This window comes from Paenibacillus sinopodophylli (assembly GCF_005930355.1).
GTDB classification, from domain to species: domain Bacteria; phylum Bacillota; class Bacilli; order Paenibacillales; family Paenibacillaceae; genus Pristimantibacillus; species Pristimantibacillus sinopodophylli.
Genome location: NZ_VDBO01000001.1, coordinates 869,842 through 889,294, shown reverse-complemented (window position 1 = coordinate 889,294; position 19,453 = coordinate 869,842). Strand labels below are relative to the sequence as shown.

Genomic DNA, 19,453 nt, shown 5'->3' with positions numbered 1-19,453 from the left:
CGCTCGTATATCTCGTCTGCACTTCGTTGTAACAGGGTCAGGCGCTAAAGGGGGTACGCGTATGGATATGCACGATATATTAGAAGCTTTGCGAGAAGATGATGAGCATTATGTGCTTGCGACCATTCTTTGTGTGGAGGGGCATTCTTATCGCAAGGCCGGTGCATCAATGTTATTCAAGTCAAGCGGTGAGCAAATCGGAGCGGTAAGTCCTGGCTGCTTGGAGCATGATTTGCAAGCTATTGCGGAGATGGTCAGCGCTTCAGGTCAATTTGTGTGCATGAGCTATAACATGAATGCAGATGAGGATGCGATATGGGGAGAAGCAATAGGCTGCGGCGGAGAAATCCGTCTATTGCTTGAGCCTGTCAAGGGACGGCTGCTGACGCTGTTGCTTGAAGCCAAAACGAAACTCGAGGCAAGTATGTCTGTAAGGCTTGCGCGAAGCTGGAATGATTCAATTATAGAATACGAGCTGTATGATTTTGTAGATGACGTTGATGATGCGTTTTATTGGGAGGAGACAGCATCGCTCCACCATCTCGAACTTGTTCTTAGTCCAAGGCCGAGACTTATTGTATTCGGTGTCGGTAAAGATGCGGAAGCGATCTACGAGCTGGTCAAGAAGATCGGCTTCCATATGATTTTGGCGGATTGGCGACCCGCTTTATGCTCGGAGGAGAGGTTTCCAGAAGCGAAATGTGTTGTAGGCTCACCTGAAGAAATAGCTGATCAGCTTCATTTTCGTTCGAGTGATTATTTAATCGTATGCAGCCACAATCTACAGCGGGATAAGGACATGATCCGCTTAGCTTTGCCGTTGCAACTCGTATATATTGGCATACTAGGCTCTAAAAAAAGGATTCGCCATCTATTTGAAACCTTTTTGATTCCATCAAATGTAAGAGCGCCTATCGGATTATCTGTTGGAGCAGATGGTCCTTATGAAATTGCCGTTAGTATTGCTGCGGAGCTTATTGCTATACGTGCAGGGCGCAAAGAAAGGTTTCGGAAGGAGCGGGAGAAATATGAATATTTCAGCCCTTTATTTGGCAGCGGGACAAAGCAAGCGTATGGGTATCAGAAAGCAGTGTCTGGAGCTAGAGAAGAACAAGCCGCTGGCAAGGATGGGGCTGCATGCTCTCTTAACCGGTTCAATTAACCATATAACGATCGTTGTTCGTGCAGATGATCCGTTGGATTGGTTGAAGGACGATCATGCACTAGAAAAGCCAGCTTCTTCTCCTCGAATGAATCACTCCTTATCGATTGTGACATGCTCAGATGCGGAGCAAGGCATGTCTTTCTCTATACGCTCTGGGCTTCAGCACATGCTTAGCGAAACTCCGTCCGTCGATGCAGTCTTAATTGCACTGGCTGATCAGCCCTTTATTACGTCAGAGATGATCCATGCGCTTGTTCAAGAATGGCTAATGCGGCCAGAGTTGGATTTCGTGGCATCGTCTTCCTATGACGAGATGGAAGGGGGGATGGTTCTGACTCCCCCTGCGCTTTTAGCCAAATCGATGTTCCCTGCATTACTAGCGTTAGTGGGAGACAGTGGAGCGCGCAAATTATTTCATTCACCGGCATTTAAAGGATATGGGCTGGCTGTTGTAGACGAGTCAGCCTTATTTGACGTGGATTCACCGGCAGACTTTATGATTGCTCAAAAACGATATTCGGGCTTGTGACCGTAGTGCTAAAAACGATAAACGTTAATATATATAACATAAAAGATAGTGCTGTTGTGCGAACTATACAAAATTCAACCATTTCCGCGATTTATATGTTAAGTATATTGACATAAAATTAACGTGGTCATATATTGGAAATACGCTGTTGGTTATGCGAGCGATGCAGATGACAGCCGATGGTTAGGCTGCTCAAATGGAATTCGTGTGGAGTGTTGACCATGCATGGTCATGGCGTGCATGATGTCTGCTCTTAAAAAAAGAGAGTCGGGGTGGAACGGGATGAATCGTCGAAAACATGCATTTTCCGTAAGCTTGGCCTTGTTGTTAGCACTTTTATTGGTGATTAGCGGCTGTTCCAGCAACAAAACGAATGTGACGAATGAGAACACCACCAATTCTCCAACCGAGGCACCTACCGAAGGTGCTGCAACGGAAGAACCTGCGAAACTGCCGCGTGTTGCGTTTGTTTACATCGGACCGCCAGGTGATGGAGGATGGACCTTCGAGCATGACAAGGGTAGATTGTACATGGAAGAAAAGCTCGGTATTAAGGCGGATACGGTAGAGAATGTGCCGGAGAGCGCGGATGCTGAACGAATCATTACGGAGCTTGCTCAGAATCATGATGTAATCTTCACAACAAGCTTCGGTTACATGGATTACACGCTTAATGTCGCCAAGAAATTTCCAGATGTAAAATTTCTTCATACCTCTGGCTACAAAACAAATGACAATATGGGTACATTCTTCGGTAAAAACTTTGACGCTAGTTACTTGAGTGGAATTGCAGCCGGCAAAATGACGAAGAAAAACATCATCGGCTACGTTGGGGCATTCCCGATTCCAGAAGTTATTTATAACATAAACGCTTTTATGCTAGGTGTACAAAGCGTGAATGCGGACGCAAAGGTAAGTGTGGTTTGGACGAATACCTGGTACGACCCGACAACGGAACGGCAAGCTGCAGTAAGTTTGCTGGATAAAGGTGCGGATGTGCTGCTAGCCTATCAGGATTCACCGGCAACGCTGCAGGCTGCCGCCGAACGCGGGGCGATGGCAGGAGGAAACGATTCGGATATGACAAGGTTCGCGCCAGAAGCATACTTAACGAATCCGATTTGGAACTGGGGTCCTTATTATACGAAAACCGTACAATCGGTGATTGATGGCACTTGGAAAAGTGAGCAGTATTCGGGGTCGCTTGCTGATGGAATGGTCGATATCGCACCGTTTGGTCCAAGCGTGCCAGAGGATGTCAAAACGCTCGTAAACGATACGAAAGCTAAGCTTATAAGCGGAGATCTCAGTGTCTTCACTGGACCGATCAAGGACGCTTCCGGCGCTGTCAAAGTAGAGGAGGGCAAGACGCTCACGCTTGATGAAATTCTTATTATGGACTGGTTCGTCAGCGGAGTAGAGGGCACGATTCCCAAATAAGCCGTGATCGCTCGTATAGATAAATCAACAAATCCCTGAATGAAGGGATTTGTTGATTTATACACTGGTTTTGGAAGATGGGAGCATAAAGTGAGCAGAGCTGAAGCTTGATTGACGGCAATAGATGGAGGGATGGCATGCATGAGACATATTCAGTAGAGATGCGTCAGATTGTCAAGCATTTCGGATCGGTCATTGCCAATGATCATGTTGATTTCCATGCAAAGCGAGGTCAAATACATGCGCTGCTTGGCGAGAACGGTGCGGGGAAAAGCACGATGATGTGTATGCTCTCTGGCGTGTACAGGCCAACTAGCGGAGATATTCTGCTCCATGGTGAGCTCGCAAAAATCAAATCACCCAAGGATGCTATGCGGCATGGCATTGGGATGGTATTCCAAAACTTCAGACTCGTTCAGACGCTTACAGCTGCAGAGAATATTATTCTTGGCGAGAAGTCCTCGTTCTGGCGCGGTTCCAAATGGCTGAACAATAAGCAGCAGGAGATCGAAGCCCTAGCCCAACAATTCGGATTAACCTTTCCTGTCAATCGCAAGGTTTGGCAGTTGTCCGTGGGAGAGCAGCAGCGTGTAGAAATCGTAAAAACCCTTTATCGCGGAGCCAATATCATCATTCTGGATGAACCAACCTCCGTGCTCACTCCTGGTGAGGCAGAGCAGCTGTTTGAAACGCTGCGTCATATGAAATCAGAAGGCAAAACGGTCATTCTGACCACGCATAAGCTCAAGGAAGTGATGGCCGTCTCTGATCACATATCGGTAATGCGCAAAGGAAAGCTCATTCACAGTATTGAGAGCACGGCAACGGATGAACGTGAGCTTGCAAAGCTTATGGTAGGCAAAGTGATTAGCGAGAGCCATCCTCATCTTCCGAGGGAAAAAGGCGAAAGATTGCTTGATGTCCGAGAAGTTGATGTCTTCGCAGAGCAAGGAAGGAAGTCGCTTGACCGCATTTCTCTTCATGTGAATGAAGGTGAGATTGTAGGTGTAGCCGGCGTTGCAGGCAATGGACAGAAAGAGCTTGCTGAAATGCTCACGGGATCGAAAGTATGGAAGCGTGGTTCGATTACATTCAACGGCAATCCGCTGCGTAATGGCTCTGTCCGGGCAGCGATCGAGGCGGGAATTGCTCATGTTCCAGAAAATCGTATGAGGAGCGGACTCGCAGGCAGCCTAGGCATCGTAGATAATCTGTTGTTCAAATCCTATCGTCTGCCGGCACGCTCACGCCTGGGCATATTGCGGATTAGCAAAAACCGCGCTTGGTCGGAAGATCTGGTCAAGCAATTCGACGTCAGAACGTCTAGTCTGGATACGCCAGTTCAGCAATTGTCAGGCGGAAATCAGCAGAAACTGCTGTTTGCCAGAGAAATTAACCAGCAGCCGTTGTTGATGATAGCTGTTCATCCGACGCAAGGACTTGATGTGGGAGCAACGCAAGGTGTTCATCGATTGCTCGGTGATTTGCGGGATAACGGCAAGAGTGTATTGCTCATATCAGAGGATTTAGATGAAGTGATTCAGCTATCCGACCGGATTCTCGTCATCTTCAATGGACAGATCGTAGCCGAGTTGTCGCGGGAACAGGCCGATAGCGAGAAAATCGGGATGTATATGGCTGGTCTCCGTGCCGCGGAGGAGGTAGCGGGATGAGTGAACACGAGCCGGTGACTCAGAAAGATGGTGTAATCTCAATCCCGCCCCTGCGGGGGCAACGCAAGTGGAAGTGGCAATCTTATCGGATCGAAATCGACACTGCCAAAAATGGCGCTACTTGGTGGCTGCCGTTTGTTTCCGTTCTGCTAGCCCTTCTCGTATGTGGAATATTCATCGCAGCAAACGGAATGAATCCATTCCCGGTATACAAGAAGATGTTTACAGGAGCATTCGGGACGGCCTACGGCTTGACCGAAACGCTCGTCAAGACGATACCCCTGCTGCTGTGTGGACTTGGGGTTGCAATTGCTTATCGCATATCCGTGTGGAATATCGGTGCGGAAGGACAATTCGCCGCAGGTGCAATGGCTGCGACTGCGGTAACGATTTATTTTCCGAACATGCCTGGGATGCTCATCATTCCAACTATGATTGTGTTCAGTATCGCTGCGGGCGGCATATGGGGATTGCTAACTGCCATACCCCGAACCTATTTCCAAGTGAATGAGCTGGTCACCTCGCTTATGCTCAATTACGTTGCGCTGCTCGCGTTGGATTACTTCGTGTTCGGTCCGTGGAAAGACCCGGAGGGGATGAATTTCCCTGGAACTAAAGTGTTCACGGCTTCTCAGTCGCTGCCTGTCCTAGGCGATACGAGATTGCATCTCGGACTGATCTTCGGCTTAATCGCAATCGTGTTATATGGTTTCTTCATTAAATACACGCGAGCGGGCTATGAGCTTCGGCTTATTGGAGCGAGTCCAGAAGCAGCCAAGCAGGCAGGGATTCGAATCAGCCGACATATTCTACTGGTTATGCTGATCAGCGGTGGCTTGGCGGGACTTGCAGGTATGGCAGAGGTATCGGGTGTAACCCATCGGCTTATGTATGGCATATCCCCTGGATATGGTTATACGGCTATCATCGTGGCGTGGCTCGCGAAATTACATCCGGTCGGACTCATCGTATCTTCCTTCTTGTTCGGCGGATTAATCGTAGGCGGTTTTAGTGTACAAACGATCGGTTTGCCGTCCTCCATATCAGAAATGCTCCAAGGGGCTATTTTGTTTTTCTTGATCGCAGGCGGAACGTTAAGTAAATTTCGACTTCGTAAAATCCGGTGAAAAGGGGCGTCTGAACGATGGAAATCGTGTATCAAATGCTGCTTGCCGCTATTTCCTCCGGTACGCCGCTATTGTTCGCAACGCTTGGCGGCATTCTCATCGAACGCTCAGGGATTATCCAGCTTGGCGCAGAGGGTTTAATGCTAATGGGAGCCGTTACGGCATGTCTTACTTTCGTGCAGACAGGCAGCTTAACCGTTGCTTTACTCGCTGTCTGCGGAATCAGTATACTGCTAGGCTGCATTCATGCCTTCCTAAGCGTATCGCTTCGAGCAAACCAGATTGTATGCGGCTTGGCTATGACTTTGTTCGGTGCGGGGCTAAGTGCTTATCTGGGCAAGCCAGTCAGCGGCCTTCCTGTACCAAGAGCTGTCCCTAAGCTCGATATGCCTTGGCTTGAAGCTGTCCCATTTGTTGGCCGTATATTTGCTCATTTGGATGTCCTGACGTGGTTCAGCTTCGTTTTAGTAATCGCACTTCATTTGTTTATCCACAAAACTTCATGGGGGTTGCATCTGCGTGCGATGGGCGACAGCCCTGCAACTGCGGATGTCATGGGTATTCGAGTTCAAGCGTTTAGATATGGCTACATCGTCGCAGGCTCAATCTTAATTGGGATTGCTGGTGCGGATTTGCTTCTCGTCTATTCGCCAACCTGGACCGAGGGGATGACGACAGGGAGAGGCTGGATTGCTGTTGCTTTAATCATCTTCGCAAGATGGAATCCGATACGTGCGCTCTTCTGTGCGTATTTCTTCGGAGCATTGGATATGCTCGGCTTCCGCATTCAATTGATCGGGAGCGAGATTCCTTCTTATTTTTTGAAAATGATCCCTTATATCGTCACAATACTCGTACTCATGTTTCTCGGCTGGCGCAATCGCAATAAGCCTTCTGGTTCACCGGAAGCGCTCGGCATTCCCTATATTCGGGAGCAAAGATTCTAACACATGAGGGGGAGGAGCACGATGGGAATGAACGTACAGGAGACCATAGCGTCTCCTCAGGTGTGGCATCCTCAAACGGCGGCAGAGGCGTGGCATTTGAAGCAAAGCTTAGGGACAGACAGCATTTATGTATCCGGAGGGACGCTTCTTCGCACGCAATGGGAAGCAGGTATTGCCGCTATGCCCAAGCATTTTATTAATTTGAGCAGCATACGCGGATTGAGTGAAATTAGAGTAGGCGAATCAGGTCTCATTATCGGCGGTCAAGTAAAATTGCAAGCATGTCGTATGAATACAATGATCCAGCGCTATTTCCCAATGCTTACCGAAGCCTTGCGACTTACAGCAGCACCATCCATACGCCAATTGGCGACGTTAGGAGGGAATATCGCCTCCAGTATCGGAGATTCGCTGCCGGCGCTGCTTGGTTATGATGCTGAAGTAGTATGGTTTAACGGTATAGAAGAGCAGTTGATCTTGTTGAAGGACTGGCTGCAAATTGCTCGAAACCTGCATCCAGAACGGCTACTGCTTCGCGTACAGCTCCCCTTTCAGCAGAGGGAGGAAGCGGATGGTTTGGAACCGGGTCATGAGGAACTTGTTCACTCGAAAACAAAGCGTTTTTACGCTTACCATAAAGTGGGTCGACGGGAAGCCTTTACGCCGTCTGTTGTGACGGTATCCATTTCGGGCATCTTGACAGAGGCTCGGATTGTGAAAGACATTCGAATCGCGCTGGGCGGCGGACAGATGATTCCGATCAGGCTGGAGCAACTTGAAAGGGAGCTGATTGGGGAGACGGTTGACACTCAGACGATTAGGCATGCGTACGGCCGAGTGGTTCAGTTATACGAACCCCGCGAGGATATATTCGCCTCTTCAGCCTACAGACAGACAACGGCGGCGAATGTAATAGCTGCAGAGTTATGGAAAATCGCAGCGGAAGCATAATCGGCATACGGGAGGTGGAGGCTTATGCTCTTAAATCGCGTGAATAGCGGAGGGCGCTGGCGAATACGTCCTGATGGCATTGGGAAAGTAACAGGCAGCTTAACGTACCTAACAGATATGACGGCCGGATCGATGCTGTATGGACTTGTTCTGCGCAGTGAATATCCACATGCGTCTGTGATCTCTATTCAGACCGATAAAGCGGAGAAATTGCCAGGCGTTCATGCGGTGCTGACGTACAGAGATGTACCTGGTTTGAACGCCTTCGGCATTGCTCACCCGGATCAGCCCGTACTATGCGAGGATAGGGTGCGTTATGTGGGTGATGCGCTTGCGACAGTTGCGGCCGAATCTATTGTGATTGCTCAGCAAGCACTAGAGCTCATTGAAGTAGAATATGAGGTCCTCGGAGTGCTGGACGATCCCGAACGGGCGCTGCACGCAGATGCACCGCTGCTTCATCCGAAAGGAAATGCGATGCACCGTACCACATTCACAAGGGGGAATGTCGATGAGGCATTCAAGCAATGTGCTTATATCGCAGAAGAAATCTATTATACACCTCGCCAGATGCACACTTATATGGAAACGGAAGGCGGGTTGTTCGTACCAGAAGCGGATGGGCGATTAACGGTTTATTCGCCAACACAGCATGGCTTCATGGATCGCATGCAGCTAGCGCGCATATTATCGGTGCCCCAGGATCACATACGAATTATATCGAGTCCGATTGGCGGATCTTTCGGGGGGAAAGATGAGCTGAACGTACAGCCATATGGCGCTTTGTTAGCTACAAAGACGGGCAGGGCGATTAAGATGCACAATTCCCGTCAGGAATCGGTTCGAGCAGGCCTAAAACGGCATCCGATGAGAATTTCTATGAAGACTGGAGTGGATGAAGCCGGTCAATTGATCGCTCATCGAGTCAGCATTCTTGCAGATACTGGACCCTACTCCACTCTTGGGGCGGAAGTGCTTAATTTCGCAACGGAGCATGTGATTGGTCCTTATAAATACGAGCATCTAGACGTGGAAGGAATTTCGGTGTTTACGAATAACGGAATGTCTGGTGAGTTCCGCGGTTTCGGGGGTAATCAAGCGATCTTTGCTCTTGAAGGACAGATGGATCGCTTAGCCGAGCAGCTTGGATTATCCCCATGGGCATTTCGCAAGCTGAATATGCGCCAGAGTGATGATTTGGGTCCATTCGACCAGCCTATCGCAATGACGGAAGGTGCAGAGCTGGTATGGTCAGCGATTGAGAATAGTCGATTATGGCAGGAGCAGGTGAGAATGAAGGACAGAAGTGCACCTAAGCATTCGGAGCCATGGATTAAAACAGGAATAGGCGCAGCGTTGACCATGCACGGGGCAGGACTCGGCGTTGGTATACCTGATCCAGCTGGCGGGAGACTTGAGCTCGCTGCAGATGGGAAGATCGAAGCGGTATTCGGCTATGAGGAATTTGGCCAAGGTCTTCTTGCTGCACTCGAACAAATGCTGGTGGAGCAATTCGGATTCGGAGCATCAGACATTCGCATGGTTATCGGCGATACCGATGTTGTGCCGGATAGTGGTTCGACTACTGCTTCTAGGGCAACAGCTATGATGTGGAAGTCGCTGCAAAGAATGAGAAAACCATTCACAGATCAGCTGCTCAAGCAAGCGAGTACCATTCTACGTTGCCATCCAGGTGAGCTTCGGATATGGGAAGGTGGAATCAGCTTAATTACGGAGGCTCAATTACTTCTCACCTATGAAGACCTAGCCAAACAGACGGATGTGCCGATACGCAGTGAAACATCTTTTTCGTTCCCCGTGTCTGATACGAAGCGGGTCGGCGCACATTTCATGTACACCTATTCAGCCGTTGTAGTGAAAGTGGAGCTTAATTCGTTAACAGGCAGGGTCAAAGTGGTTGAGCAGCAGCATGCAGTTGCGGCGGGTCCCGTTATTAATCCGCAAGGTTATTTGGGGCAAATAGAAGGCGGAAGCAGTATGGCGTTAGGTTTTACGCTGCTCGAGGATGCGGTTATGGACAAAGGACACTATATGACCCGGAATCTGGATACGTATCTGGTGCCGACGATTGTTGATCAGCAAGGAATCGTTGAGGTAGAGCCGATTGAGCATTTGCCGGCTAGTGATGATTACGGCCCGCGGGGCATCGGAGAGGTAGGTTCTGTCACACTCGCCCCCGCCATCGCGGCAGCTGTAAGGCAGGCAAGCGGCAAATGGGTAACGAAGCTGCCGATTGATCCGGCATTTTTGCAGGAAAAGCCATTTTTTCTAACAGGGGAGTGAGGGTTATGAGCGATCATGAAGGGCAATCGTCAACGTCGTTTGCTCTCCACTGCTTCATTAACGGTGAAGAGCAAACACTTGAAACGACTGCAGCAACTAGAATGCTAAACCTCATTAGAGATGAGCTGGAGCTCACCGGTACGAAACGTTCTTGCGATATCGGTCGGTGTGGAGCGTGCATGGTGCTTATGGATGGCATAGCCGTAAACGCATGCTTGACAATGGCTTATCAATGCGCTGGCAAAAGCATTACCACAATCGAGGGCATCGCCAAAAACGGCATAGACCCGATCCAGCAGGCGTTTCTAGAGGAAGGCGGTTTCCAATGCGGGTATTGTACGCCGGGAATGATCGTTTCAGTTAAGGCGCTGCTCGAAAGCAATCCTGAGCCTTCTGATGATGAAATTGCAGAAGCATTATCAGGAAACATATGCCGATGTACGGGGTATGGAGGAATATGGAGAGCGGTAAAGAGTGCGATTAAAATGAGGGGGTCAAATAGATGAGCAAGGTTCGTTCACACATTGGCTCGTTTCCTGATGTTGAATTAGCGATAACAGCAATACTTGAGAGGTATGGGCTATCATGATCTCGCTAGAACAATTAAATGAAAGCAGTCGAGAGCTATTCGTAGAGCGGCTAGGCGCCATATTTGAGCATTCGCCTTGGGTTGCGGCTTCCGCTTATGGAGCAAAGCCTTTCGCATCCATAGACGAGCTGCAGACTGCTATGATGCATATCGTTCGAGAGTCCAGCAGGGAGACGATTATTGATCTATTCCGCGCCCATCCAGATCTGGGTACGAGGCTTGCTGTAGCGGAGAATTCTGCTAAGGAGCAGCAGGCTGCGGGACTGAATGAACTCTCACCAAGCGAATACGAGCATATTTATGGGCTAAACCAAACGTATATAAAAACCTTCGGTTATCCGTTCATTCTAGCCGTAAAGGGTAAGAACAAGGAGCAAATCATCGAGGCTATGGAAGGGAGAATATGGCATTCAAGCAGCGAAGAAAGGGAGCAGGCATTACTTGAGATAGGGAAAATAGCTGGATTTCGATTAAGAGATCTTATCATCGAGTAGAGAGAGGACGGACATTTATGCTAAAATTACGCAACGGACGCACGCTCTATTATGGAAAAGGGGATGTGCTTAGTTATCGCACCTATGCAGCCCCGCTTTCGGTTCATGCTATTCCTGACTCCCCATATACAGGTGACAGCAATGTGATATTTGCTCATAACATCACGTTCTCGGTCAGCAGCGAGGTGCTGCTCACCTCATTCACGGAAGGTGACAATACGCAGGTTGTCGCTACCGATTCGATGAAAAACTTCATTTTGCGCCAAACGGCACAATTCGCAGGCAGTACGACAGAGGGACTGCTTGCATTCATTAGTCAACGCTTCTTGGAACGTTATCCGCATATCGATGCAATCGAGATTCAAGCGGATCGATTGCCATTCCATGCGGTTACTGTTGCTGATGATGGTGGATGGAGCGACAGCAGCCTAGTGTTTCGGCGATCCCATAACGAGCATGCGAGCGCATCGTTGAAATGGACGCGTGAAGGCGAAGCAGGCGTATTGATCGAGCAAGAAAGTGCCTTGTCACGAATTCAGCTCATTAAAGTTAGTGGAAGCTCCTTCTATGGCTTTGTACGTGACGAATATACGACATTGCCAGAAAGCTTTGACCGCCCGTTGTTTATTTTCCTAACTATTTATTGGAAGTACTTAGATGCTGAGGATGCGTTCGACAGTACGCGTGGCAATTACGTTTCTTCCGAGCACATCCACGATCTTGCTCATACGCAATTCCATGCTGATCAATCACCGTCCATTCAATATTTAATCTATCGAATTGGTAAAACCATATTAACGAAATTCCCGCAGCTTGCTGAGGTGCGATTCGAATCCAACAATCGCACCTGGGAGACGATTGTTGAGCCCGAGAGTCCTACGTCTGCCGGCGTATATACGGAGCCTCGACCTCCTTACGGATTCCAAGGATTTACGCTTACGAGAGCTGATCTGGAGGATGGGAGCGAATAGGCATGAGTGGACGAATTACGACGCATGTTCTAGACCTCGCATGCGGGAAGCCTGTGGTCGGGATCGCGATCGAGCTCTGGTATTTAGGGCTGGGGACGAGCGGCGATACCAATAATAAGGAACTGCCTGAATTAATCGGATGTTATCAGACTAACGCTGATGGACGTGTTGATCAGCCGCTTTTAGAAGGAGACGCCGTGAAGGAAGGTATGTATGAGCTTCTATTCGCAGCAGGCGATTACTTCAGGAGGACAGCGCAATTGTCCACGATTCAAGATTACTTGTTTGATCATATTCCGATTCGATTCCGTATTCAAAATGTCCATACACACTACCATATCCCCTTACTAGTGGCTCCTGGAGGCTACAGTACGTACCGCGGGAGCTAGCTTTAAGGACATGATGTATACGATCGATATCGGATGTGTATGAATATACCGAGAGGGGACTTGGCAATGACGTTAATCAATGAACAAACGACAGCTGTGGGGACGTTATTGTCCCAGCTGCCAAAGGTCGATTTGCATGTGCATTTAGACGGAAGTGTAAAGCCAGAAACGCTGCTGCAGTTAGCGAAGGAGCAAGGGAATCCATTAAACATCAACTCAGATATTGAATTGTTGTCCCATATGCAAGTAAGCGAGGATTGCCAGAGCTTGAAAGAGTATCTAAGTAAATTCAGCTTCGTATTGCCATATTTGCAAACTGCTGCGGCGCTGGAACGTGTTGCCTATGAAGTAGTCGAACAGGCAGCCAAGCAGCGAGTGAAATATATAGAGGTTCGATTTGCGCCTCAACTGCATCGCCAGAAGGGTTTGTCAATCTATGAGGTCATTGAATTTGTGATTAAAGGTTTGAACCGCGGAGAGCGGCAATTCGGAACGACAGCCAGAGCAATCATTATTTGTATGAGAAACCAATCTTATGAGCTCAACAAGGAAGTCGTACAGGAAGCGGCGAGGTTCTATAAGAAAGGTGTCGTTGCCGTCGACTTGGCCGGAGATGAAGCTTCATTTCCTGCCGAGCTGTTTCTAAAGCTATTCGCTGATGCGAGGAAGCTTGGTTTGCCTATAACGATTCATGCGGGCGAAGCGGGCGGAGCTGAGAATGTAAAGGTGGCCGTTGCAAAATTAGGTGCTGTACGGATCGGGCATGGTGTCCGCATGCTTGAGGACCCTGAGGTCGTATCACTTATTAAGGAGCGCCAGATTCCACTCGAGATGTGTCCGCTTAGCAATATGCAGACCAAAGCTGTAGCGGGTTGGGCACAATATCCACTGCGACAGTATTTGGAGCAAGGCATCGTCGTGACGGTCAATACCGACAATATGACGGTATCGGATACGACAATCGAGAAAGAATATGAGCTGCTTGTTGCACACTGTGGCATTTCGATAAATGATGTAGGTACGCTGATTATGAATGGTGTGAAGGCGGCATTCTTGGAGGAGCAGGAAAAAGCGAAGTTAATGACGAGCTTTGAAACGGAGCTTAGAAGCTTTGGTTTACAAGTGTAGCAGCCTGAAAAAGGAAGAAACAGCAGCGCATCCAGTTGTGGAGGTGCTGCTGTTTTTTTCGCCATCGAATCTTATACTTTCAAAATGACATTATTGTTGTTATACTAATAGCAATGAAAAATCTACTATGGGAAAATAGGGGTTGTTTAAGATGTCAAAAGTTCACGATGGTATAATCGGATTGTGTGTAGGCGACGCGCTGGGCGTGCCTGTAGAGTTTCTTATGCGTCAAACGCTGCGAAATAAACCTTTAACAGATATGATAGGCTACGGCACGCATTCTCAGCCTGCCGGCACTTGGTCTGACGACAGCTCATTGGTGTTTTGCCTGATGGAGAGCGCTGTCGAATTCCCAGAGCTTGATCTGTATGACATTGCTGAGCGATTCGTGAATTGGATGGAGAAAAGTGTATGGACCCCGCATGGTGTCGTCTTTGATATCGGTAATGCTACTGCGTTTGCGATAGAAAGATATAAGGATATGATGATTCGTCCGGATCTGGCAGGTGGGACAAGCTTGCAAAGCAATGGCAATGGATCTTTAATGCGCATATTGCCGCTGGCATATTGGTTGAGAAGTAGAGCGGCTTCCGAGCGGATGGAGCTCGTCTCTAAGGTTTCTTCCATTACGCATGGACACCCCATATCTAAAATAGCTTGTGTCATTTACGTTGAGCTGGCTATACATCTCATTGACGGGTTACCTCTAGAGGATAGTTTGATTAAAATGCGCGAAACCGTTTTGGAGCTGTACAAAGACGAGAAAGAGCATAATCTGAATCCATTTAAACGTGTACTGAAAGGCAATCTAGCTGAAGTGCCGGAAGAAGAGATCGCATCATCCGGCTATGTTGTCGATACGCTTGAAGCGAGTTTATGGTGTTTGCTCACGACAAGCAGCTATAGCGAGGCTGTACTGCGCGCCGTCAATTTGGGCGAGGATACGGATACGACAGGTGCAGTGACCGGCGGACTTGCCGGGCTTATATATGGCGAGGATACGATTCCAGCTCATTGGATCAGTCAGCTTGTTAGACTGGGTGATATTCAAGAGCTATGCCAACGTTTCGAAGAGTCGATTGGCGTAACCGAGTAAGGTGGAGATTAGATGGAAGATTCATTGAATCAAGCAAAGCTATGGTTTCATACGTATTATGGTAACTATTTTCAGATGAGCCGTGCTGGGGTCTACGAGGCTTATAAGCTCTATGAAATTACGAAAGAAGAGGAAGCAGCATGGTACCAAGAGTTGATTAGCCAAAATGCTGCTGCCCTGTCTATTCGCAGCTGGGATGCTGTGCTAGAGCTCGCAGCTATTGCTAAAAACGATTCGGATAGCCAAATATTAGACCATGTGATTTCCTTCGCTGCCCGGCACGTCATGTCATCGGACAGTGTCGTTAAGCTGATGTTTGCGGAAAATATCGTTGCGATCGTCAAGCTGGTACGAGAGAATACAGAGACGGAGCTGCTTCACAGAGCGTATAAAACTGCCGCTGATCTTCTCAGTGACGTTATATCCAAGCCGCTTGTTATCGATCCTGGGCATGAGCTTGAAACGCTGGGTCTCAAGGATAAGCGTGCCTTGAACCAAAGAGCGGCCAATAGTATTGCCTTAATTAAAGAACTACTCGCTGCTGACTGACGCATAAATAAATGAACAGTATGAGTCTATTGTATGACTCCAAATGAACAACTAGGAGCAGAATAAATGGAGCATTTAACAATAATCGCGGTTACGCCAGACCATGAGGATTTGCATCAATTAATCCGTCAGCTCGATCTGGATTTGCTGGAGCGTTACCCCGCCGAAGAAATATTCATACTAGATTTCACAGATGAGAAAATCAATGATGTGCAGTTCCTAGTTGCTTATTGGGACGATGTTCCTGTAGGCTGCGGAGCCATCAAGCCGTATGACGCGGACTCTACTGAACTCAAACGTTTCTTTGTAGAAGCATCTTACCGAAATCGAGGAATTGCAAAACATCTATTGATGGAGCTGGAAGTGAAAGCGAAAACGATGCATTTCCATAGCATGAAGCTGGAAGCAGGCGATGCGCAGCCTGAGGCGTTAAGCTTTTATCGCAAACACGGCTATCTCTCTATCGACCGATTCGGTCCCTATCGGGATAATGAAAGCAGCGTTTGTTTGGAGAAGCAGCTATAGCAGTGCCCGCCAGCGATGTTGAATCTATCTAACAATTAGAAGTTGAATATCGCAGCATCAATCGTTAGTATAGAACAGTGGCACAATGCCTAGCATTTTGCCATGTGGATGAACGAGGAGGCAAGGATACATGTATAAAATCGGGGATTTGGGAAACTTTGAAACACTACCTGATATGTGCATGTTAATCTACGAAGGCAAGAGCGCAGAGCTTGAAGCGATGCTGAAGGCTGGTCGTGAGGTGAGTGAGCAGCTTGCTTTAGGCAGATATTCGATTGTAACACTGCTGGATATTGCACTAATATTAAATAAGCTGGATGCCGTCAAGATGTTAGTGGAGCACGGAGCAGAGCTTAACTCCAAACAGAGTCCTGCCATTCTGCTTGCCATTCGCTACGGTGATGAGCCGCTCGTGCGTTATATTCATGAAAAAGGGGCGAAGCTTACGCTAGTAAATGAGGTCAAGTCGAATGCTTACGATGAAGCGTATTATGGAAACAAACGAAACATCCCGCTCCTTCGTGAGCTAGGACTGGATATCGTGAAGTATGGTGGCAAGCTGCTGCGCAAAGCAGTAGCCGATCAGGACAAGAAGTTGATCGAATATTTGCTGGACCATGGTGTGGATATTAATTTTAATGAAGCTGATATGATTTATCCCTATAAGGCTACTCCTGTGACCGTGGCTGCGAGAATGAACAGTTTGGCAATGGTGAAATATTTGGTAGAGCGTGGTGCGGATGTTACGATTGCCGAAAAGGATGGGGAACGAGCCTATACGATTGCAATAACTGCGAAGAATATCGAAATGGCGGAATACTTGAAGGGCTTGGAGCACTCTGATTTCCACGACATAAGTAATAAGCTGTATACTTTAAAAGGGTACGGGCTCCCAAACGACCTAATTGCGTTTCTAACAAGCAACAACCTTCGAATAAAGCTGCCAGCTAATGAGTTGGATGTTCGTTATGTGGATTTTTTGACGCTTGTTGACACAGTAGAGCTGAAAGCGGGACGGCAGAAGCTGATCCGACTATCCGCGGAAGTCGATCAATATTCTCATTTACATGTCGTCTGGGACAAGAGTAAGAAAGGAATCGGCGTTTATGACGTTGAGCATAAGGAATATGGCTACTTGGGGAAATTCTCTGATTTTCAACATGAACCTTTACTCTTTCTTGAGAAAATGTTCGGTTAACAGTTAAAAGCAGGTTTTAGCCAAAAAAGGCATTGTATCCTATGATATCAATGCATGTTGGATTGGTTTACGATTTTTAAATGAGATAGCATTACAGGAGGAACAGCATGTCTAACTTAATGAATGACAAAGTAATTGTAGTGATGGGTGTAGCGAATGACCGCAGTATCGCTTGGGGGGTTGCCAAATCCCTGCATAAGCAAGGAGCAAAGCTGGTATTCACCTATCGTAAGGAAAGATCGCTCGATAAGCTGAATAAGCTGCTGGAGCAGCATCAGATTGAAGCATTGCTGAAGGTTTCTTGCGACGTGGTTGATGACAGCAGTGTCATCGCAGCATTTGAAGATATTCAGAAAAACATAGGCGTCATTCACGGCGTTGTACATTCTTTGGCTTTCGCCGATAAAGACGAGCTTCAAGGCGAATACGTGGATACTACGAGAGAAGGATATCTGCTTGCGCAAAATTCCAGCTCCTATTCCTTAGTTGCTGTAGCGCGCGAAGCGAAGAAGCTGATGACAGAGGGCGGAAGTATCGTTACCCAAACGTATATCGGCGCGGAGCGGGTCGTGAAAAACTATAACGTAATGGGTGTTGCCAAAGCTGCACTGGAAGCAAGTGTGATGTATTTGGCAGAGGATCTAGGGAAATACGGTATTCGGGTGAACGCTGTGTCGGCTGGTCCGATCCGTACACTTGCTGCCAAAGGCGTATCCGGCTTTAATGATATTATGTCTACAATTGAAGAGCGGGCCCCACTTCGCCGTAACATCGATCAAGATGAGGTGGGCGACGCAACGATGTTCCTGCTTAGCAGCCTATCCAGAGGTATAACAGGTGAAGTGCTTCATGTAGATGCAGGATATCATATTCTAGGGCTGTAAGCTCCGTTTATGAAGTAGGTAGTCCTTAGGGTGAGATTATGAAAGGCACAGACCACTCAGCGTTGAGGTCTGCGCCTTTCTGTTCATTTAGCCTGTAAAGCGCTTTGGATTTGTTGGTTGACGGCTTTGATGTCAACCGATGCTATCGATTCATCTTGCAGCTCGTATTTCTGCTTCAAGGATAGTATGCGATACACACTTTGCTCCAATGCGTCCTTCGTAATAACACCATCGCGAGCGGCGAGCTTCAGCGACTTGAGGACTGCTATTTGTGTATCGTAATCATGACCTATCAAGATGATGTCACTGCCTGCTTGAATAGATTTGACCGCAGCTTCTCCAACGTCGAAATGATCCGTAATCCCGCCCATCGTCATATCATCCGTGATCACGACGCCGTCGTAGCCTAATTTTTTGCGCAGAAGGTCGGTAATGACGGATTTGGACAAAGAGGAAGGGTAGGTTTTATCGATACTAGGAATGAGCAGGTGAGCGACCATAATGGCATCGGCATCTTGGCGAATCGCTTCCATGAATGGAAGGAGCTCGAATGTGGTTAGCTCTGCCAATGATTTGTTCACGACTGGCAAGTCGAGATGCGAATCAACGGATGTATCCCCATGCCCTGGAAAATGTTTCACGACCGCGGCTATTTTTTCCGATTGAATCGCCTTCATTGTCTCGATACCGTGTGTGATGACGGTTTCTGCGTGTGAACCGAAGGAACGATTGCCGATAACAGGGTTCGCAGGATTGCTATTAATATCAAGCACCGGGGCGAAATCCATATTGAAGCCCAGCGCACGTATCTCTGCTCCAAGTGCTTGTCCGATCCCGCGGGTGTAGCTCTGATTGTTTGCCTTGCCGATTGAGGCGGCTGTTGGAGTTTTCGTGAACTGCTCAGGCATGCGGCTTACTTTCCCGCCTTCTTGATCAATGCTGAGCCAGAGCGGAGCTTTGCTGGGCTTGTTTCGTTCCTTGAGCTGGTTGAGAAGCTTTAAGGTTTGCTCAGCATCGATAATATTATATTTGTATAGGATAAAACCGCCTACATGGAAGTTGTCAATCAAATCCGTCGTTGGTGCTTGCAGCTCGGTTCCTTCGACTCCAATTAGAACAAGCTGGCCTATTTTCTCATCTAATGTCATCGTCTTGATGGTTTCTTGGAGTGGATCAGTTACTGGAGGCGGCTCTATTGTAGGCTGCGCTGTAGGTGAATTCGTAGGCGCTGTTGTTGGACTTATGCTGGCAGCCGGAGATGTTGGAATGTTCTCAGCAGCAGGATTAGAGCTGCAGGCTGCTCCAAGCAGCAGTAATAAGGACAAAGCGATCGTTTGCTTCAGCATCGTAAAAACCTCCCTTTTTGCAATATCCCCTTGTTTCTACGATCACATACCAGCTGTTGTATTTTACTTTGACGTATAAACCATTCGAGAAGTTTCATAGCTGGCAGATTCGTAGATAAGCATTTGCATGTCCTGCATATTTGAATTT

19 protein-coding genes are annotated in these 19,453 nt (G+C 48.0%); 18 read left to right on the top strand and 1 reads right to left on the bottom strand.

Features of this window, described 5'->3' with window-relative positions; translation table 11 throughout:
* Positions 1-61 precede the first annotated feature (61 nt).
* The 18 genes from FGT79_RS03910 (at position 62) to fabI (ending at position 17,959) form a co-directional block, all read left to right on the top strand.
* Positions 62-1,162, top strand: coding sequence for an XdhC family protein (locus FGT79_RS03910; RefSeq protein WP_171056067.1), 1,101 nt, complete (start codon positions 62-64; stop codon positions 1,160-1,162).
* Positions 1,074-1,694, top strand: coding sequence for a nucleotidyltransferase family protein (locus FGT79_RS03905; RefSeq protein WP_171056066.1), 621 nt, complete (start codon positions 1,074-1,076; stop codon positions 1,692-1,694). Before FGT79_RS03910 ends, FGT79_RS03905 begins: the two co-directional genes overlap by 89 nt.
* A gap of 282 nt (positions 1,695-1,976) precedes the next feature.
* A complete protein-coding gene (locus tag FGT79_RS03900; RefSeq protein ID WP_138751455.1) occupies positions 1,977-3,134 on the top strand; it encodes a BMP family ABC transporter substrate-binding protein in 1,158 nt (385 codons plus the stop codon).
* A gap of 137 nt (positions 3,135-3,271) precedes the next feature.
* Positions 3,272-4,807 (top strand): ABC transporter ATP-binding protein, encoded by a 1,536-nt coding sequence (locus FGT79_RS03895; RefSeq protein ID WP_138751454.1) that lies wholly within the window; start codon positions 3,272-3,274, stop codon positions 4,805-4,807.
* Positions 4,804-5,934 carry an ABC transporter permease gene (locus FGT79_RS03890; RefSeq protein WP_138751453.1) on the top strand — a complete coding sequence of 377 codons (1,131 nt, stop codon included), beginning with the start codon at positions 4,804-4,806 and terminating at the stop codon, positions 5,932-5,934. The genes FGT79_RS03895 and FGT79_RS03890 overlap by 4 nt, the downstream gene beginning before the upstream one ends.
* Positions 5,935-5,951: 17 nt before the next feature.
* The gene (locus tag FGT79_RS03885) at positions 5,952-6,881 is read left to right on the top strand and encodes an ABC transporter permease (protein ID WP_138751452.1); all 930 of its coding nucleotides are present in this window, start codon (positions 5,952-5,954) and stop codon (positions 6,879-6,881) included.
* 21 nt (positions 6,882-6,902) lie between these two features.
* Complete coding sequence (locus FGT79_RS03880; protein WP_171056065.1) at positions 6,903-7,832, top strand: FAD binding domain-containing protein; 930 nt, start codon at positions 6,903-6,905, stop codon at positions 7,830-7,832.
* A 24-nt stretch (positions 7,833-7,856) separates the two neighbouring features.
* Positions 7,857-10,136 (top strand): xanthine dehydrogenase subunit D, encoded by a 2,280-nt coding sequence (gene pucD / locus FGT79_RS03875; RefSeq protein WP_138751450.1) that lies wholly within the window; start codon positions 7,857-7,859, stop codon positions 10,134-10,136.
* A gap of 5 nt (positions 10,137-10,141) precedes the next feature.
* Positions 10,142-10,642, top strand: coding sequence for a (2Fe-2S)-binding protein (locus FGT79_RS03870; protein WP_138751449.1), 501 nt, complete (start codon positions 10,142-10,144; stop codon positions 10,640-10,642).
* A gap of 79 nt (positions 10,643-10,721) precedes the next feature.
* A complete protein-coding gene (uraD, locus tag FGT79_RS03865) occupies positions 10,722-11,219 on the top strand; it encodes a 2-oxo-4-hydroxy-4-carboxy-5-ureidoimidazoline decarboxylase (RefSeq protein WP_171056064.1) in 498 nt (165 codons plus the stop codon).
* A 17-nt stretch (positions 11,220-11,236) separates the two neighbouring features.
* On the top strand, positions 11,237-12,190 hold the full coding sequence (gene pucL / locus FGT79_RS03860) for a factor-independent urate hydroxylase (protein WP_138751448.1): 954 nt from the start codon (positions 11,237-11,239) through the stop codon (positions 12,188-12,190).
* A 2-nt stretch (positions 12,191-12,192) separates the two neighbouring features.
* Positions 12,193-12,579, top strand: coding sequence for a hydroxyisourate hydrolase (uraH, locus tag FGT79_RS03855; RefSeq protein ID WP_138751447.1), 387 nt, complete (start codon positions 12,193-12,195; stop codon positions 12,577-12,579).
* A 66-nt stretch (positions 12,580-12,645) separates the two neighbouring features.
* Positions 12,646-13,707 (top strand): adenosine deaminase, encoded by a 1,062-nt coding sequence (gene add, locus FGT79_RS03850; protein ID WP_138751446.1) that lies wholly within the window; start codon positions 12,646-12,648, stop codon positions 13,705-13,707.
* A 151-nt stretch (positions 13,708-13,858) separates the two neighbouring features.
* Positions 13,859-14,803: an ADP-ribosylglycohydrolase family protein gene (locus tag FGT79_RS03845; RefSeq protein ID WP_138751445.1), complete on the top strand. Its 945-nt coding sequence runs from the start codon at positions 13,859-13,861 to the stop codon at positions 14,801-14,803.
* Between the two features lie 12 nt (positions 14,804-14,815).
* Positions 14,816-15,352 (top strand): hypothetical protein, encoded by a 537-nt coding sequence (locus FGT79_RS03840; protein ID WP_138751444.1) that lies wholly within the window; start codon positions 14,816-14,818, stop codon positions 15,350-15,352.
* 66 nt (positions 15,353-15,418) lie between these two features.
* Positions 15,419-15,877, top strand: coding sequence for a GNAT family N-acetyltransferase (locus tag FGT79_RS03835; protein WP_138751443.1), 459 nt, complete (start codon positions 15,419-15,421; stop codon positions 15,875-15,877).
* Between the two features lie 130 nt (positions 15,878-16,007).
* The gene (locus FGT79_RS03830) at positions 16,008-17,075 is read left to right on the top strand and encodes an ankyrin repeat domain-containing protein (protein WP_138751442.1); all 1,068 of its coding nucleotides are present in this window, start codon (positions 16,008-16,010) and stop codon (positions 17,073-17,075) included.
* 107 nt (positions 17,076-17,182) lie between these two features.
* The gene (fabI, locus tag FGT79_RS03825; protein WP_138751441.1) at positions 17,183-17,959 is read left to right on the top strand and encodes an enoyl-ACP reductase FabI; all 777 of its coding nucleotides are present in this window, start codon (positions 17,183-17,185) and stop codon (positions 17,957-17,959) included.
* 83 nt (positions 17,960-18,042) lie between these two features.
* On the opposite strand, the gene nagZ is transcribed toward fabI, so the two are convergent.
* A complete protein-coding gene (gene nagZ, locus FGT79_RS03820) occupies positions 18,043-19,305 on the bottom strand; it encodes a beta-N-acetylhexosaminidase (RefSeq protein ID WP_138751440.1) in 1,263 nt (420 codons plus the stop codon).
* Positions 19,306-19,453: the final 148 nt, after the last annotated feature.

Coding starts and splice junctions, on each gene's coding strand:
- uraH (WP_138751447.1), top strand. CDS start 12,193: ATGAGTGGACGAATTACGACGCATGTTCTAGACCTCGCATGCGGGAAG.
- FGT79_RS03870 (WP_138751449.1), top strand. CDS start 10,142: ATGAGCGATCATGAAGGGCAATCGTCAACGTCGTTTGCTCTCCACTGC.
- nagZ (WP_138751440.1), bottom strand. CDS start 19,305: ATGCTGAAGCAAACGATCGCTTTGTCCTTATTACTGCTGCTTGGAGCA.
- FGT79_RS03905 (WP_171056066.1), top strand. CDS start 1,074: ATGGGTATCAGAAAGCAGTGTCTGGAGCTAGAGAAGAACAAGCCGCTG.
- FGT79_RS03895 (WP_138751454.1), top strand. CDS start 3,272: ATGCATGAGACATATTCAGTAGAGATGCGTCAGATTGTCAAGCATTTC.
- FGT79_RS03880 (WP_171056065.1), top strand. CDS start 6,903: ATGGGAATGAACGTACAGGAGACCATAGCGTCTCCTCAGGTGTGGCAT.
- FGT79_RS03845 (WP_138751445.1), top strand. CDS start 13,859: ATGTCAAAAGTTCACGATGGTATAATCGGATTGTGTGTAGGCGACGCG.
- pucD (WP_138751450.1), top strand. CDS start 7,857: ATGCTCTTAAATCGCGTGAATAGCGGAGGGCGCTGGCGAATACGTCCT.
- FGT79_RS03910 (WP_171056067.1), top strand. CDS start 62: ATGGATATGCACGATATATTAGAAGCTTTGCGAGAAGATGATGAGCAT.
- FGT79_RS03890 (WP_138751453.1), top strand. CDS start 4,804: ATGAGTGAACACGAGCCGGTGACTCAGAAAGATGGTGTAATCTCAATC.
- pucL (WP_138751448.1), top strand. CDS start 11,237: ATGCTAAAATTACGCAACGGACGCACGCTCTATTATGGAAAAGGGGAT.
- add (WP_138751446.1), top strand. CDS start 12,646: ATGACGTTAATCAATGAACAAACGACAGCTGTGGGGACGTTATTGTCC.
- FGT79_RS03900 (WP_138751455.1), top strand. CDS start 1,977: ATGAATCGTCGAAAACATGCATTTTCCGTAAGCTTGGCCTTGTTGTTA.
- FGT79_RS03835 (WP_138751443.1), top strand. CDS start 15,419: ATGGAGCATTTAACAATAATCGCGGTTACGCCAGACCATGAGGATTTG.
- uraD (WP_171056064.1), top strand. CDS start 10,722: ATGATCTCGCTAGAACAATTAAATGAAAGCAGTCGAGAGCTATTCGTA.
- FGT79_RS03830 (WP_138751442.1), top strand. CDS start 16,008: ATGTATAAAATCGGGGATTTGGGAAACTTTGAAACACTACCTGATATG.
- FGT79_RS03840 (WP_138751444.1), top strand. CDS start 14,816: ATGGAAGATTCATTGAATCAAGCAAAGCTATGGTTTCATACGTATTAT.
- fabI (WP_138751441.1), top strand. CDS start 17,183: ATGTCTAACTTAATGAATGACAAAGTAATTGTAGTGATGGGTGTAGCG.
- FGT79_RS03885 (WP_138751452.1), top strand. CDS start 5,952: ATGGAAATCGTGTATCAAATGCTGCTTGCCGCTATTTCCTCCGGTACG.